The organism is Spirulina subsalsa FACHB-351, from assembly GCF_026130165.1.
In the GTDB taxonomy this organism is placed as follows: domain Bacteria; phylum Cyanobacteriota; class Cyanobacteriia; order Cyanobacteriales; family Spirulinaceae; genus Spirulina_A; species Spirulina_A subsalsa_A.
Genome location: NZ_JAIHOM010000011.1, coordinates 18,328 through 33,502 on the forward strand (window position 1 = coordinate 18,328; position 15,175 = coordinate 33,502).

Below are 15,175 nucleotides of genomic sequence, written 5' to 3' on the forward strand. Positions count from 1 at the left end.
GAGAAATGTTCTGAAATTTAGCCAAATTTAATCATTTCTCGTCCTTCCATTTTGGGCTGTTCCCCATTTAAAAGCGGCTCAATAGTGGCTTTAATTCTATCCGCAGAGGGAGGACAACCGGGCATAAAAATGTCTACTTTGACCAATTCATGAATGGGGGTTACACGATCTAATAATTCCGGTACAATTCCGGGGGCGTAGGGTAACTGTTGATTACAGTCCCCGAGTTCTAAATACCCTCGTTTTAACACCGCTTCTGCTGTTCCTAACATATTTCGCATAGCGGGAACATTCGCAGTCACAGCACAATCTCCAAAGGAAATGAGCAGTTTTGTTTTAGCGCGAACTTCTTCTAAGAGTTCTAAGTTTTCTTGGTTGGCGACGGCCCCTTCTACTAAACAAACGTCTACATTATCGGGATATTCTTTCAAATCACAACCGACGGGACTATAGACCACATCTACATATTGGGCGAGGTCGATTAGCCATTCATCCATATCCAAGAAGGACATATGACAACCGGAACAACCAGCTAACCAAACGGTGGCGAATTTTATTTTTTCCATCTCTTTTGCTCCCATTTCCTTGATTTGAATTGATAATTGATAATTGCACAATGGCGGATTAATTTAGCGCGTCCATTGTCCTTGTTCCCGTGCGGTGACAAGGAATTCTAATTTTTCGCGATCGCCTGCTTTCTCCGCCGTTGTGGTACCCTTACGGAAAATCGCCCCCGTTGGGCAAGCATCCACACACTTCCCACAAGAGGTACAAGCCTCCACCTCGCCCCAAGGTTGATTCATCCCCGAGACAATATAACAAGCGGCTCCCCGTTGGGCTACATCCCAAACGTGGGCCCCTTCCACCTCATCACACACCCGCACACAACGGGTACAGAGGATACAACGGTTGTGATCAATGCCAAATTGAGAATGGGAAACATCTACCCCCCGATCCGGGAAACGGTAGACAAAGCGACTGTGGTCCATTCCCACTTCTACCGCCACATCCTGCAACTCACAGTTATTATTCGCCACACAAACGGAACAGACATGATTTCCCTCAGCAAAGATTAACTCAACGGCCATCCGTCGGTATTCCTGCAATTTGGGGGTATTGGTGCTAATTTCCATCCCTTCCGCCACTTGAGTAACACAGGCGGGTAGGAGTTTGTTAATCCCTTTGACTTCCACCAAACATAATCGACAAGCCCCCACATCAGAAACCCCTTCTAAGTGGCACAGGGTAGGAATGGGAATTCCGGCCTCTTTGGCGGCATCTAGGATGGTTTTTCCCTCTTCAATAGCGATGGGCTGATCATTAATCGTGAGTGTTTTAACGGACATGGTGCTGTTTCTCCTGTATTAGGTTTCAATCCTCATCCAGCGCGGAGGCCGGGTACTAGATTAGGGGGAATTCCTACAGCCCGGATTCCGGGGGGGAATGGCGGGGAGTAGGGGGAAGAGGAGCGCCTAGGGGATACCCCAGACGGAAAAGGAGTTGAGGGAAAGCAGAGGAACAAAATTGTTGAGTGACTTGCTCCCGCAAGGATTGCACTTCTAGGGGTTGATTAAAGAAAGAAGCGCGCACTCCCCAGAGTTCGGCCTCTAATAACACCGCGCTGAGGGCTTGCCCTGTGGCTAACCAAGCGTCGGGATCATCGGCTTCTGTCACCAACAAGGCCAAATGGGGGGCATTGGCCACTAAGGTTTGATCCTTCTGGGCTTGACTGTCCCCTAGGTCTACCCAACGAATGAGTTGAGCCACGAGGGGGGTGACAAAATCGAGGGCGGGGGGGATGCCTTGGGCATAACTGGGGATGCCATCGTGATCCTTGTTGGTGCTGGGTTTGATCCAATGGCTCAACTCTTGGCGAAATTGAGGGTTTGCCATTTGGATGCGATCGCCTTCCCCCACCCATTCCACCATCAACCAACGGCGTTCCGGGCTATCGAGCCATTGCAAATCTACCCCCTCCCCTTGGGCTACCCTCTCCAACGCCTGCAACTGTTCCCCTGTTAAGGTTTTCGCCCCACTTCCCCCCTCAGTCAGGGGGGATGATCCTTGATAAGGACGGCGATCCGTGCGACGGGTGACGATAGCCTGACACAATTCCTGCGCCCGCTCATCCGGAGAACAAGTTTCCCCAAACTCCAACCAAGCCAACAGATCCGGCTGGTCCGCATCGGGAAACGTGGTCACAGTTCCCCCATAGCCAAAAGCCGCCAAAGCCACCCGCAGATTAAACAACGCCGCCCCACAACTAATAATTAGGGCGCGATCTTGGGGATCCACCACCGCTAAAGAGCGTTGACGATCGGCATAGAGCGCCATTTTCTCCCCCACCACCCCAAAGCGCCAAGGCTGGGTATTGTGGCCAGAGGGGGCTAAAACCGCATAATTCCAGAGATAATGCCACCGTTCCGAGGGTGTTCCCCCCCGGGGAAAAGCGTCTAGGGTAACTTGCCAAGGATCCATCACCAAAGGCCTCCTATACTGGTACCTTGCCGTTTTGGGGTTGTTTCAACAGTTCCAGATACTCTTCCTTGAAGTAACGCAAGGTACTTAACACAGGGTTCGGGGCTGTCATGCCCAAACCGCATAGGCTGGTATCCTTGACCATGTAACAGAGCGCCTCCATCTTCTCAATATCCTCGGCTGTCGCTTGACCTTTGAGGATCTTGGTTAGGAAACTATAAAGTTGTACCGTTCCCGTGCGACAGGGAACACATTTCCCGCAGGTTTCCCCACGACAAAATTCCATATAGAAGCGGGCTACTTCCACCATGCTGGTTTCTTTGTCCATTACCACCATGCCCCCAGATCCCATCATGGAGCCAATTTTAATCAAGGAATCATAGTCCACAGTGGTATCTAACAAGGAAGCTGGAATACAGCCCCCAGAAGGCCCTCCCGTTTGGACCGCCTTCACTTCTCCATCCGGGACACCCCCGCCCATTTCTTCCACAATTTCCCGTAGAGTAATGCCCATCGGCACCTCAATTAAACCGTTGTTGCGGATTTTTCCAGTCAGGGCAAAGATTTTTGTGCCTTTACTCTTCTCTGTGCCAATACTGCTGTACCATTCAGCACCCCGTTTAATAATATTGGCGATATTGGCAAAGGTTTCCACATTATTGATTAACGTGGGACATTGCCAGAGGCCTTTTTCGGCGGGGTAGGGCGGCCGAGGAATCGGATTCCCCCGTCCTCCTTCAATGGATTGAATCAGGGCGGTTTCTTCCCCACAAACAAACGCCCCAGCCCCAATGCGGATATCTACCTTAAAGTCAAAGGGCGAGTTAAACACTTGGCTGCCGAGGATGCCGTATTTTTTGCCCTGTTGGATGGCTTTTTGTAGGCGCTTAATGGCGAGGGGATATTCTGCCCGTACATAAATGTAGCCGTGGGTGGCTCCGATGGCATAGCCCGCAATGGCCATTCCTTCTAGGACTAAATGGGGGTCACTTTCAAGGATACTGCGATCCATGAAGGCGCCGGGATCCCCTTCATCCCCGTTGCAAATCACATATTTCTGATCGCCGGGCATTTTCGCCACCGTCGCCCATTTGAGGCCTGTGGGGTAGCCACCGCCCCCTCTACCCCGTAGTCCACTGCTAGAGACTTCCTGCACGACGGTTTCTGGGGTCATCTCATACAGCACCTTATGCAGGGCTTGATAGCCCCCGAGGGCGATATAATCTTCAATCCGTTCTGGATCTACTTTGCCGCTATGTTCGCGCACTACGCGCATCTGACGGGCAAAGAAGGGGTGTTGACTGTCCCCTTGAACGGGTTCGGCGGTGCCTCCATTGAGGGCGTGGATGATGCTGCCTGCGGTTTCTGGGGTGACTTCTTCGTAGAGGGTATCCATCGGGTCAATTTGGACTAACGGGCCGCGGCCACAAAAGCCCATACAGCCCACGCCCACCACTTCGACGCGATCGCCCATACCCGTTTCTTCAACCGCTTTATCTAGATTCTCCTTCACGCCCAGAGAATTCGCCGCTTGGCATCCCGTCGAAGTACAACAATGCACTCGAATACTTTTCCGTTTCGAGCGTTCTTGTTCTGCTAGTGCTTGTAATTCTGCTAAATCCATTATTGTGTTCTCCTCTTGATGGGGTAATAGGTAATGGGTAATAGGGAATAGGTAATGGGTAATAGGGAATAGGTAATAGGTAATAGGTAATTTCTCCCCTGCTCCCCTGCTCCCCTGCTCCCCTGCTCCCCTGCTCCCGACTCCCTATTCGTGCCATTCCTGAATCCGGGCTAACGTGCTTTCAGGGGTCTGTTTCCCGGCCACTGCGCCATCTAACACCACAGCCGGAGCAATCCCACAAGCCCCTAAACAACGTGCCGCCATCAGCGAAATTTGACCATCTGGGGTGGTTTCTCCCACCTCAATCCCCAGTTCTTGTTCCAGTTTTTCTAAGACTTTGCCACTGCCTTTCACATAACAAGCCGTCCCCATACAAACCACGCAACTATGAGCGCCACTGGGTTTGAGGGAAAAGAGATGATAGAACGTAGCGACACCATAGACACGACTGAGGGGAAGTTTGAGCGATCGCGCTATATAATCCAGAACCTCCGGTTCTAAATAGCCAAAAGACTCCTGTGCCTTATGTAAAACCTCAATCAAAACATCTTGGCGATAATGATTCCGCTTCATGGTTATTTCCAACACCTTGAGGCGTTTATCGTCCTTGACTTTTTTATCTGACCCTTGAGACGGGGTAACGGCATTTTCTGTTACAGTCTTGGGCATTTTTTTAGATCCTTCGTAACTCTATCAGTGATCAGTCTCAACGCAACAGCACAACTCCAAACAATTCCTCTGATTAAAACCAGACAAGCCACAGGAGAATCCTATAAAATCCCCCATAACGCCCTGTTTTTCCTTGTTTTTGTTGGTTGTTCCCGCTTGAATAACTGTTAAAAAAAACACGAAACAAGCCACCTCATTGGGTGTTTCTTTAGGCACAGATCCAAGTCTAGTTACATTTTGCCTCTACGCTCTCACAAACTCAGAGAAATTTAGGATCATTCCAGAATTGCCAAGGCTTTCACAACAACTCAGTTGTTTATTTCCCCCCCTCTTGTCCCCCCCTTCCAAAGGGGGGCTAGGGGGGATAAATTAACTCAGTAGGAATCGGTCGGTTTTTCCCTTCGTTGAGTAGAATCCCCCTAAATCCCCCTTCCAAAGGGGGACTTCCCGATTTCCTCCCTTCCAAAGGGGGACTTCCCGATTTCCCCCCCTTCCAAAGGGGGGCTAGGGGGGATAAATTAACTCAGTAGGAATCGGTTGGCTTTTCCCTTCGTTGAGCAGAATCCCCCTAAATCCCCCTTTGGAAGGGGGACTTCCGGATTTCCTCCCCTCAACGCCGCCGCACCTGCACCGCCGGAACCCACAAATTCAAACTCGTACCATCCAAACGGTACCATCCGGCCACAAGCTCCTCCACTCGCACCTTCGTCCCATCAGGTAAAGAAGCCCCCACAGGCTGGGACTCATAATTTGGACCCGCCCGCACAACCGCCCCACTCCCCGGTGCAATTATTTCCCCATTGGCCATTTCACAATCCCGAAAAACCCGCGCCTCCGTTTCTCCACCCGAATTAGAATGAGGCGACGGACTCGGATTATTCACCACGGTTCCCCCCGTACCAATCCCCAGCGCCGTCAATGTTTCCCGCCCCACCTTACCATCCACATACTCCAGCCCTTGCGCCCGTTGGAACGCCAGCACTGCCTGTTCCGTTTGCACTCCAAACACCCCATCAGCCCCCGTCGGCCCCAGATTATAGCCCAACGCCACTAAACGGCTCTGCACCGTCTCTACTAACGGCCCTCGCGCCCCCACCGTGAGAAATCCCTGTTCACCTAGTCCCACCTCCTCCCCACTATTGCCATTTCCCGACGCTCCCCCAGTCGTTACCTCCTGCCCAATCGTATAGGGACCAAACAGCCAATTTCCATTCTCCAACTGTAACCAAGTCCCTTGAGCCGCTATCACTTCCACCCGTTGACCATTGCCCAAACAAGTCACTGTCCCAAACTCCATCCCCGGCCCTCTGCGTATATTCAAGCAGCCCCCATGAGGCGTTCTCACTTGGCGCACCGTTGCCCCAGATATATGGGGAGGAAGCAACACCGAGAGGACAAGGGTCATTAAAACCGTATAGAGCCAAATGCGAAGGGTAAAACCTTGAAACGCCCAATCAGAACGAGAAAAATCTAGAGGAGAAAAATCCAGCCATTCTAGAGACATTGACCCAGACTCATCAGACCCAGAACCCATCTGAGAAGCGTAGGAATAAGCAAAAGCATCCATGAGAGACTCCGCAACAATCAAAATCTAGGGGGACTTCTTCCATTGTAGCCATTAACAGATTGACCAATCTTCGATTCAGGTTTCCTTGATTCAGGACAGAAGCACAGGTTAAGAATAGCGTAGTACGTCCGATGGCTTAAAATAAACCTAGGCGTTTTGATACTTTCCCCAAGCAATATTGAGTTTATACGGAAAGAAAATGGTTCAAGCACAAGAAAAAATCACTTACGATTTCACGGTGGATATTTTGTCAGGATCTTTGAAAGGTCGTCAGTTTACGGGATTTTTCACCTATGACTCTTCAGCACTCCAAGGAGAGGAAGAGGAAACCATCAAAGCAGAGGAAGTAGAATTTAATTATTTGAGCCAATACCGTCGCGAGAATCCAGGGCCTAATCTTATATTCAAGAGGGGAAACTTCCAGAGAATGGTTTGGGTCGATGGGAAACAAACTGAACGCTTTGGGTTCAATGGGGGGTTTAATCGACGGCAGTTTTGCCGAGCTAGTGAGGTTTTTATCCGAGAAGGAAAGGATTATTTTGGCTATCTTGATCGGTATACTTATGTTGATGGTGCGGGGGTCATCACCTATGTTAAACGGGATTCGGTTCTACTGGGCGATCGCAAGAATCCAGAATCTGGTGATCATCCCGGAGATTCCACAACCGTTACAGAAATTCCAAGCGCGGTATTGTTACGCTGCGAAAAGATATCGGGAAAGTTGCGAATTCGGGTGATTTCCGAAGGGTACAATCGGGACGTGAATGTGCAATTTCCCCGCAGTATCCGAGAAGTTGGGGCGCTTTATGTGGTGGATGAGGTGGAATTATCCAGCAATGGCAAGTTCTACCGTACTGTGGGTCAGATTCGCCGTCTGGTGTTACCGGAAGATATCACGACGGATCACTGATGAGGGACAAAAGGCGATCGCTTAAAACCCGACGCTCGGAACCGGGGCGAATCCATTGATGCTTGGAGACATCATAATCCCCTTGTTGTAATAACACCTCCTGTAACTCCGCCTTTTGTGCCGCATCTAAACGGGGGAGCATCTTTTCCATTACTTCAAGGGCGTTCCGTTGTTCAAAGGCGGAACGAGAATCGCCAATAATCCTTAAAATATCGGGAAAATAGGCCGCCGCTTCCTCCATTTTGCCTAAACAGGATAACCCCACCAAACGCCGTCCGTCATGTTCAGAATTTAAGTGACTGCTAATCTCCGTATCCGTCCACCCCGCTTGAAAAACGAGCGATCGCATTGCTCCGGCGATCGCCTCAAACAAAAAATTGCGCCTTGTTCCCGTCGGAGCAGACTGGAGGGCTTGATAGCGTTGGGCTAACTGCTTCATCTCCTGACGCGCTTGTTGATGGGTGAGCATCCCCCCATACTCCTGAGCAAGTTGTTCCTCCATCTCCTGTAAATGGACTCGTTGGGCCCCTAATGCCGTTTTTTGGGCATCTTCTAACACCGTATGCACCGCCCCCACCATCTCATCTTTCGTTTCACGGGTGATGAATTGCAATAGCGGGTCAATTCCCCCACTACTCAACTCCGCGGCCGGGGTTTTAATCATCCCCCCCACCAAAGCGAACAGTTGCAATACCGCAGGCAACCAGGCCACTAATAAAATCAAAACTGTTGTATTGTTAACGCCAAAGGTCAGATCCCATCCCTCATTTTGCGTCCAGTGAACCTGAAACAAACTGATGAAACTAATCAACAAAATGGGTTTTAACCAGTTACCGGGCAGACGAACGGCTAACTGTAGCAGTTCGGTTAGGGTTTCTAAGGGTTGACGGGGAGGGGTTTTCATGGTTGATCTGGCAATCTGGTGCGCTGAAGCGCAACTACGAACGGGAATTACGAACGGGAACTACAAATGGGAACTACAAACGGGAATCCGGTGCGCTGAAGCGCAACTACGAACGGGAATTACAAACGGGAACTACAAACGGGAACTACAAACGGGAACTACAAACGATTTGGGAGCATTTTTCGGGCATAATGGGGCTTACAAGGACTCCCCCAAGCGACTTGTTCCTCGGGGATATTGCCGAAGACGCTACTTCTTGCCCCAATCACAGCATTAGCGCCAATTTTCACCCCCGGAGCGACAAAACAATCCGTTGCCACCCAGGCCCCATTGCCGATGAAAATGGGGGCGGTTTCGAGGGTAAAACGAGGGGTCGTGATGTCATGGCTGCCCGTGCAGAGATAACATTTCTGGGAGATGACACACTGACGACCTACTACAATCCGATCCAAACTATAAAACACCACATCATCCCCCACCCAAGTATAATCGCCGATTTCCACCTTCCAAGGGTAGGTAAACCGGGCTGTGGGGCGGATTAATACGCCTTTGCCGATTTTGGCCCCAAAGAGGCGCAAAATGGCGCAACGTAGACCACTTAAATTATGGGGAGTTAGGGGGAAAGTAATAGCTTGAACCAACCACCAGACTAAAATCCACAGGCCAGATTTTCCCCGTTCAAAATTAGACTGGTCATAATGGCGTAAATCTACAAAGGGTTCACTGCTTAAAATGGGGTCTGGTTTGGGGGCATGACTCATTGTTGTTCTGTGACCGTTTGGGGGACAGAGGGAGGATTAGAGGGGGTGTTTGAGGGGGGATGTTGGACATCGACGTTCAAACTGCCGCCAAATTTGCGCAATTCGTAAAGTTTGACTCCGATTTGATACTCATATTGACTGAGTAAACGACCGTAAATATAGCCGGGAGTGCCATCTAAAAAGCCGAGACGCAGAATATAAAACAAAATGAAGCGCACGAAGGGTTTAAAGGGTAAACGAACCCAGATTTTTTTCAGGTAGCGTTTGCGTTGGACGGCATCCCCAAATAGGTTCGCGCCAATGTTGTCGCCGTCCATTTTTCCGGTCAGGATATTGTAATAAACTTGGGCTTCCCAGTTGGAGTAACGGTTATGGCGGGCTAACCATTCGTAGATGTCCCGAAAGTCGATGTGCAGCATATCTTCTTTGAGGTATCCGGTTTTCCCTTCAATGATCACATGCTCGTGAACTTCGTTGTCTCCGGTGTTGCGGATGTTTTCAGTTTTCAGGTTTTCGTAACGGCCTTTTTTGTGCCGAAACAGACGCATATTCCAGTCGGGATATTTCCCCCCGTGGCGAATCCATTTGCCGAGGAAAAATACTTTCCGGTTGAGGAAATAGCCGTCATATTCAGGGTCTTGGATGCGTTGGGCGATTTCGTCCCAGAGTTCGGGGGTGATGCGTTCGTCACAGTCTACAATGAGAACCCACTCGTTGCGGAAGGGGAGATTTTCTAGACCCCAGTTTTTTTTCTTGGGCCAACGGCCGTTAAAGTGGAATTGAAAGACTTTTGCGCCGTAACTTTCGGCAATTTCTACGGAGCGATCGCCACTCTGAGAGTCCACCATAAACACTTCGTCGGCTCGGGTCAAGCTTTCGAGACAAGCGGGTAGATTGCGCTCCTCATTTTTGGCGGGAATGAGTACGGAGACGGGGATTTTGTCTATCTTAGAAGTCATATTAGAGCGGGGGTAATGGGACATTAGGATTTAAAGGGTTTGGGCAAGAGCATTCCGGCCACGGCTGTTTTAAGATACCCAATCTGACCATAGGCATACACTAGATTATCAAAGCGGATGGCCGGATCTTTAAAGTATTTAAGGGATTTATAAAGACCGCGCACAATGCGTTCCCCTCCCCGGGAAAATTGGACGAGTCCAGCCCGTCCGGCCAGTTGTTCCCGATAGGCCTCGCTGACTCCTTGCCACCAGCCCCGACGCATAAACCAAGTCCGTTGCAGACGGTCAGGGGTGACGTTGTGGGCGACGAGGGCGGCGGGTAAATAAGCGACTTGCCAACCTTGTTCTAGGGCAAGTTCGGTCATTTGCAATTCTTCATTAGACAGTAGATTTTTGCCCACTCGTCCTAAGTTGGGGTCAAATCCGCCAATTTGCTCTAAAAAGCTGCGCCGAATGGCGTAATTTAGACCCCGAGGGGTATAGATGGGGTTAGTGATGGGGGTGATTTCTGGGCCGAGGTCGTAGGCGCCGAGGTTGCCTGCGAGGCCGTCGGAGAGCCAAGGGGGGGGGCTGGTGACTCCGGGAGGCCAAAGCAGGGTAACTTTTCCTCCAGCAATGGCGAGTTTTTCGTTGGCTTGAAATCCGGCGAGGAGGGCGCTTAACCAGCCGGGGGTGGCTACGGCATCATCATCTAGGTAGGCGAGGATCTCTCCTTGGGCAACTCTTGCGCCAGTATTGCGGGCGACTGACAGCCCCACTTGGGCCTCGTGGACGTACTGAAGCCGAGGATGGGGTAAACGGGCTTCGGTGACTTCTTTGGTGCGATCGCTCGAAGCATTATCAATGACAATCACTTCGTAGCTGGGGGCATCTTGGGCGAGGAGGCTATCTATGGCTGCGCCCAAGTATTGATCCCGGTTATGGGTACAAATAATGGCGGAAATGGGTAGGGAGTCAACCATCCGAGTTAGGGGTAGGGGGTAGAAGTGGGGGGCTAGGGCTTGCTATAGGTATCAAGACCAAAAACCCCAAGATTATTCTGAGAAACCGGGCTGTTTACTGCTAAGTTGACCCAAGTGAAGGCTTGCGCCCTAGGGTCAGGGGGTGGAGTTAATGATCTTTCAAGCTACTATGAACAATAACGAGGGTTTCCGCTAGACTACTCAGACGGTTTTCGAGGGATTGTTTTTTCTTGAGCAGTTGACGGAGTTTTTGATAACGTGCGATCGCCATACTGACACTTGCCACTTGATCCGCCGGACAGGGTTTTGTCCACAAACGCCCTTTTTCGTCTAATCCACAGAGACGATAACCCGGACGAGAACCCAAGTCAGGGGCAGGGCTAGATAGGCTGTCTTGTCCCTGATGAGACTCTAACCAACCGTCCACAATCGGTCCTTCAAGATACAGGTCTTGGATTTGCACTAATATTTGTTTTAGCTCTCGTTGCCAACCCACTACAATTTCTTCAATTTCTTTCAATAAGTTAGTGGCTAAAGCGGGGTTGACACTGTGCCGATGGTTACTCAGTTGTAGGGACTTTAATTCCGGCAGTGTCGGAACCGCACTCGGCGCAGGGGCAACCGTTCTGACTTGTTGGGGTCTGACCTTTTGGGGGAGGGAAACAGCGCGGGGCGGGGGGGGCGGGGGAACTTGAAGAGCAGCCGCCGGACGCTGGGGGGCGGGCGCAGCCACCGGATAAGCTGGAGCCGGGGCTGGTTTACGCTCCTTTACAGCCACCCCATACTTTTGCTGATGGGCGAGTTGCTCCAACTGTTCTAAGGTGCTTTCGATTCGTTGCAGTTCTGGTCTCATGCTCCGCTCTTTGGCTACTGGGAGTAGAATACTGAAAACAAGGGGGAAAAACAAGACTGGCTGTTTCTGTTCCCACCATTGTACGGTTTTCCCTTAAATTGTTCACCTGAATGTCGCTGTTGTGGCTGGCACTCTATCCGTTATGCTCCATTCTCCTACTATCATTTTAGTAACCGGCCCGGCGAGTTCGGGGAAAAGCGAGTGGGCGGAATATCTGGCGATGCAGTCGGGAAAACGGGTGTCGTATCTCGCGACAGCACGGTTAAATCTTGAGGATCCCGAATGGCAGGCGAAGATTGCCAAACACCAAGCCCGTCGCCCACCAGATTGGCAGATGTTATGGGTACCGGAGGAATTGACGGCGACTTTAGCCCAGAATCGGGCTGAGGATTGTTTTTTAGTGGATGCTTTGGGGACTTGGGTGGCTAATGGTTTGGAGTGGCCCGAGGAGGAATGGCAAGACCGGGTGAGGGATTTATTACAACTCTTGCCGACTTTGCCGGGGGTGGTGATTTTGGTGGGGGAAGAGACGGGCTGGGGATTGGTTCCGGTGTATCCGTTGGGGCGACAATTTCGCGATCGCCTCGGTTCTCTGCTCCGTTACATTGGGGCTATGGCCTCTACGGTTTATTTGGTCACGGGGGGCTATGCGCTGGATTTAACTCAACTGGGGATTCCTTTGCCGAAGAATCCCTAGGGCCTACTGAATAACTTCGGGGGTCGCGCCTGCATTTTTGATGCAAAATGGGGAAAAAGACATTAAAATGAGCGGTACAATCCCCTGCCATACCTTGCCTACCATCTTTGAGGTCGGAGCAAAAAGCAACCGTGAATATTACAGAAAATCTAAATGTTAATAGCCTAAGAAGTGAAGTCTCTCGCCTCCGAGAAGAACTTCAAATGCGCGATCAACTGGTGCAGCAGTTATCCCAAGAACTCTTCCGACTGGTCAAGGGCAATACGAACTTTATGCCCCAGCCGGAAGTTTCTGAACGTCACAAGGCAGAAATGCGGATGTTGCGGGAACAACTGCAAGAAGTAGAACAACAAGTCACGTTCTATCAACAGCAGATTGCCGTGCGGGATCAAGAAATTTATCAACTCCGCCAGTCGGTGCAGGAATTGACTGATCGTAGTCGGATGTTGGAACAAGCCCTGCAAGAAATGCCCCAAATTTACCGTCGCAAATTTGCTGAACGGATGGAGCCGGTGCGGGAGAAAATCGAACGTCTACAACGGGAAAATCGACAACTTCATGTTGAGTTACAAAGTGTTAGCTATCGGTTAGCGGTGAAAACCCGTCGCAATACATCTAAAGTAGATTTACCCAGTTTTTCCCGTCGTTTACCCGGCCCGATTCCCAGTTTCGGCACCATGTAACTGGGGAGACAGCATGGTATTTTAAAGGGGCAAAATTTAGCCCCTCTTTTTAGGTTTTTTTATGCCGCCAGTATTGATTGTTTGTGATCAGGTCAATCCCCCCTTACCCCATGCTTTAGCTTTAAAAGAGGCGATCGCCTCCTTAGAGCCCGAGGTAGACATTGCCCTGATTACCCCCGAGGATCTAGACCTGGATCTTGATGCCGTCTACTGTCCCCTTACCCTACACATTCCCCCAGAATTACCCCTCCCCTCCCCCAGTATTTTTCTCGCTTGTCAGGACTTAGCGGAACAACAGCAATGGGTGGAAACCGAATTAGACTATGAAACCGGCCCAGGTAATTATTGGTTGCCTATTGTTTGGACGATTAAGGGCCCCCTCTATGGGGAAGTGATTGGATGGGAAAATGAAGGGTATGTGCAACCGATTGATCTCCCGGATGATCAACGTCAACCCCTCTATCATCTCGCCTACGACCTGTTACACCACTTAAACGCCCCCCCGGCCGTTTATACCCTCCAATTTGCCTTGAACGACCGAGCTATTGTCTTTGATCGGCTGTTTCCCTTCCCCACAGAATGTGCGATCGCCTCCCTAAAAATCCAAGAACCGGATCTTTTGGTCTGTCATTGGTTATGCTTAACCCATCAGCCCATTTTGGATCTAACCATCCTGCCCCAATAAATGGGATATTCCTTGAGGGAACATTATGCCTCCTGCTTCCAATCGAGTCACCATCCAAGCTTGTAGTTGGGATCTCGAACAACTACCCGGTTTGAACGAAGAATTGCATCGCCAATTCCAGTCTCTGGGTTTAGAGACAACAACCGCCCTGCTCCATGAGGGAACCACTCCTGAACAGTGTAATGCGATCGCCAGTCAACTCCATTTGCCTCTCCAACAAGTGAAAAAATGGGTGGCCATGTCCGATTTAGCCCGTTTACCTAGCGTCGGCTGTGAATATTGCGGGATCCTACTCCACTCCGGCATTGCCTCCGTGAGTCAACTCGCTCACACCCCTGTTCACCGTTTACACCGTCAAATCCTCCGGATGCAAGTCTCTACCCTCCAACGGCGAGATTTATGTCCCCCCGTCCAAGAAGTTCAAAAATGGGTCAGAGAAGCCCAAGTTCTGCAATCCTGATAGAGTCAAGTCCTTTGGTGGCTTGTCATGAAATAGGGAATGATGTGGCTCAACAGTAACAAGAATCTCCCCCTAAGCTTTGCTATAGAGGGAGATTTTGGCGAACTACCCCATCCTGCCGTTGGCGAGGATAGGGAATTCCGCAACACTTTTGCTAAATATCCCGTTAGTCTGAGGACTAATCGCGACCATTGAGCGCAATAATCAGCCGTAGGATAAAGATAAACAGGTTGATGTAGGTTAAATACATTGAGAGTGCCGCAGACAGATATTGCTCGTCACGATAGGCACGGGGCAGGATGAAGAAGTCTAACACCGAAGCCCCAGCGAAGATGAACACCCCGGCGGCAGAAATCCCTACTTCTAAGAAAGTGGGAGTCCCTATACCAAACAGGGCAAAACCGAGTTGACCGACCAAAACCACTAACAGGGCAATCAGGGCGATGCTGATGGTCTTACCGAGGGCAAAACCATCTTCTTCTGAGAGGTTGGAACCGATACTGCGTCCGGCAATGAAGGCGACACCACAGCCCAAGGCGGCGATCGCAATTCCTTGGAAACCTACTCCAGAAGTCCCCAAAGCGTAGGCAATTAAACCACTCAGGGTATAGCCCGATAACAAGCTATAAGTGGCCAGCAAAGGTAAAGCAACGGAGTTATTGCCCTTCTCTGCCACACCCCGCGCCACAAAAAAGAGAATCAATTCCACGACTAGCGCCGCGAAAAAGGTGGGGAAGAAAATACTTGGGTAATTTTGCAATACCCCCAACCCACCATAAACACCAACGGCGGTTAAAACTAAACCCCCTCCTAAATAAGGCAAGGCATTAGAGATCACATTCGGCCCAATCAGGGCTTTATTGCGTGCCGCTTTGGCGGTTTCTAGGAAATTACTACTATTGGCCATATTTTCTCCCAATGACTAAAGTCAGGAAAAACTTTAGATGAACAGTGTTTTTTCTA

The 15,175-nt window shown here is 50.4% G+C and carries 17 protein-coding genes; 5 read left to right on the plus strand and 12 right to left on the minus strand.

Annotation, left to right across the window (positions count from 1 at the left end):
• Positions 1-17 precede the first annotated feature (17 nt).
• The 6 genes from K4A83_RS03300 to K4A83_RS03325 form a co-directional block, all read right to left on the minus strand.
• Entirely contained in the window at positions 18-566 is a 549-nt protein-coding gene (locus K4A83_RS03300) for an NADH-quinone oxidoreductase subunit B family protein (RefSeq protein ID WP_265262977.1), read from the minus strand.
• A gap of 63 nt (positions 567-629) precedes the next feature.
• The gene (gene hoxU / locus K4A83_RS03305) at positions 630-1,346 is read right to left on the minus strand and encodes a bidirectional hydrogenase complex protein HoxU (protein WP_265262978.1); all 717 of its coding nucleotides are present in this window, start codon (positions 1,344-1,346) and stop codon (positions 630-632) included.
• 73 nt (positions 1,347-1,419) lie between these two features.
• Positions 1,420-2,478, minus strand: coding sequence for an Acg family FMN-binding oxidoreductase (locus K4A83_RS03310; protein ID WP_265262979.1), 1,059 nt, complete (start codon positions 2,476-2,478; stop codon positions 1,420-1,422).
• Positions 2,479-2,491: 13 nt separating this feature from the next.
• Positions 2,492-4,102: a NuoF family protein gene (locus K4A83_RS03315; RefSeq protein WP_265262980.1), complete on the minus strand. Its 1,611-nt coding sequence runs from the start codon at positions 4,100-4,102 to the stop codon at positions 2,492-2,494.
• Positions 4,103-4,246: 144 nt separating this feature from the next.
• Entirely contained in the window at positions 4,247-4,771 is a 525-nt protein-coding gene (hoxE, locus tag K4A83_RS03320) for a bidirectional hydrogenase complex protein HoxE (protein WP_265262981.1), read from the minus strand.
• 610 nt (positions 4,772-5,381) lie between these two features.
• The gene (locus K4A83_RS03325) at positions 5,382-6,338 is read right to left on the minus strand and encodes a peptidoglycan-binding domain-containing protein (protein WP_265262982.1); all 957 of its coding nucleotides are present in this window, start codon (positions 6,336-6,338) and stop codon (positions 5,382-5,384) included.
• A 199-nt stretch (positions 6,339-6,537) separates the two neighbouring features.
• Between K4A83_RS03325 and K4A83_RS03330 the strand changes: the two genes are divergently transcribed.
• Complete coding sequence (locus tag K4A83_RS03330; protein WP_265262983.1) at positions 6,538-7,248, plus strand: hypothetical protein; 711 nt, start codon at positions 6,538-6,540, stop codon at positions 7,246-7,248.
• On the opposite strand, the gene K4A83_RS03335 is transcribed toward K4A83_RS03330, so the two are convergent.
• The 5 genes from K4A83_RS03335 to K4A83_RS03355 all read right to left on the minus strand — a co-directional run bounded on the left by K4A83_RS03335 (position 7,232) and on the right by K4A83_RS03355 (position 11,687).
• Positions 7,232-8,152 carry a hypothetical protein gene (locus K4A83_RS03335; RefSeq protein ID WP_265262984.1) on the minus strand — a complete coding sequence of 307 codons (921 nt, stop codon included), beginning with the start codon at positions 8,150-8,152 and terminating at the stop codon, positions 7,232-7,234. The genes K4A83_RS03330 and K4A83_RS03335 overlap by 17 nt on opposite strands.
• Positions 8,153-8,310: 158 nt before the next feature.
• Positions 8,311-8,913 (minus strand): hormogonium polysaccharide biosynthesis acetyltransferase HpsU, encoded by a 603-nt coding sequence (gene hpsU, locus K4A83_RS03340; RefSeq protein WP_265262985.1) that lies wholly within the window; start codon positions 8,911-8,913, stop codon positions 8,311-8,313.
• Complete coding sequence (locus K4A83_RS03345; RefSeq protein ID WP_265262986.1) at positions 8,910-9,872, minus strand: glycosyltransferase family 2 protein; 963 nt, start codon at positions 9,870-9,872, stop codon at positions 8,910-8,912. Before K4A83_RS03345 ends, hpsU begins: the two co-directional genes overlap by 4 nt.
• 23 nt (positions 9,873-9,895) lie before the next feature.
• Positions 9,896-10,834: a glycosyltransferase family 2 protein gene (locus K4A83_RS03350; RefSeq protein WP_265262987.1), complete on the minus strand. Its 939-nt coding sequence runs from the start codon at positions 10,832-10,834 to the stop codon at positions 9,896-9,898.
• 148 nt (positions 10,835-10,982) lie between these two features.
• Positions 10,983-11,687, minus strand: coding sequence for a hypothetical protein (locus K4A83_RS03355; RefSeq protein WP_265262988.1), 705 nt, complete (start codon positions 11,685-11,687; stop codon positions 10,983-10,985).
• Positions 11,688-11,829: 142 nt separating this feature from the next.
• Between K4A83_RS03355 and cobU the strand changes: the two genes are divergently transcribed.
• The 4 genes from cobU (at position 11,830) to K4A83_RS03375 (ending at position 14,212) form a co-directional block, all read left to right on the plus strand.
• The gene (gene cobU, locus K4A83_RS03360) at positions 11,830-12,384 is read left to right on the plus strand and encodes a bifunctional adenosylcobinamide kinase/adenosylcobinamide-phosphate guanylyltransferase (RefSeq protein WP_265262989.1); all 555 of its coding nucleotides are present in this window, start codon (positions 11,830-11,832) and stop codon (positions 12,382-12,384) included.
• Positions 12,385-12,515: 131 nt separating this feature from the next.
• Positions 12,516-13,067 (plus strand): Npun_F5560 family protein, encoded by a 552-nt coding sequence (locus tag K4A83_RS03365; RefSeq protein ID WP_265262990.1) that lies wholly within the window; start codon positions 12,516-12,518, stop codon positions 13,065-13,067.
• 61 nt (positions 13,068-13,128) lie between these two features.
• Positions 13,129-13,752: a hypothetical protein gene (locus tag K4A83_RS03370; RefSeq protein ID WP_265262991.1), complete on the plus strand. Its 624-nt coding sequence runs from the start codon at positions 13,129-13,131 to the stop codon at positions 13,750-13,752.
• Positions 13,753-13,777: 25 nt separating this feature from the next.
• Positions 13,778-14,212, plus strand: coding sequence for a DUF4332 domain-containing protein (locus tag K4A83_RS03375; RefSeq protein ID WP_265262992.1), 435 nt, complete (start codon positions 13,778-13,780; stop codon positions 14,210-14,212).
• A 178-nt stretch (positions 14,213-14,390) separates the two neighbouring features.
• Here K4A83_RS03375 and K4A83_RS03380 read toward each other — a convergent pair whose 3' ends face one another.
• A complete protein-coding gene (locus K4A83_RS03380) occupies positions 14,391-15,119 on the minus strand; it encodes a Bax inhibitor-1/YccA family protein (protein ID WP_265262993.1) in 729 nt (242 codons plus the stop codon).
• Between the last annotated feature and the right edge of the window lie 56 nt (positions 15,120-15,175).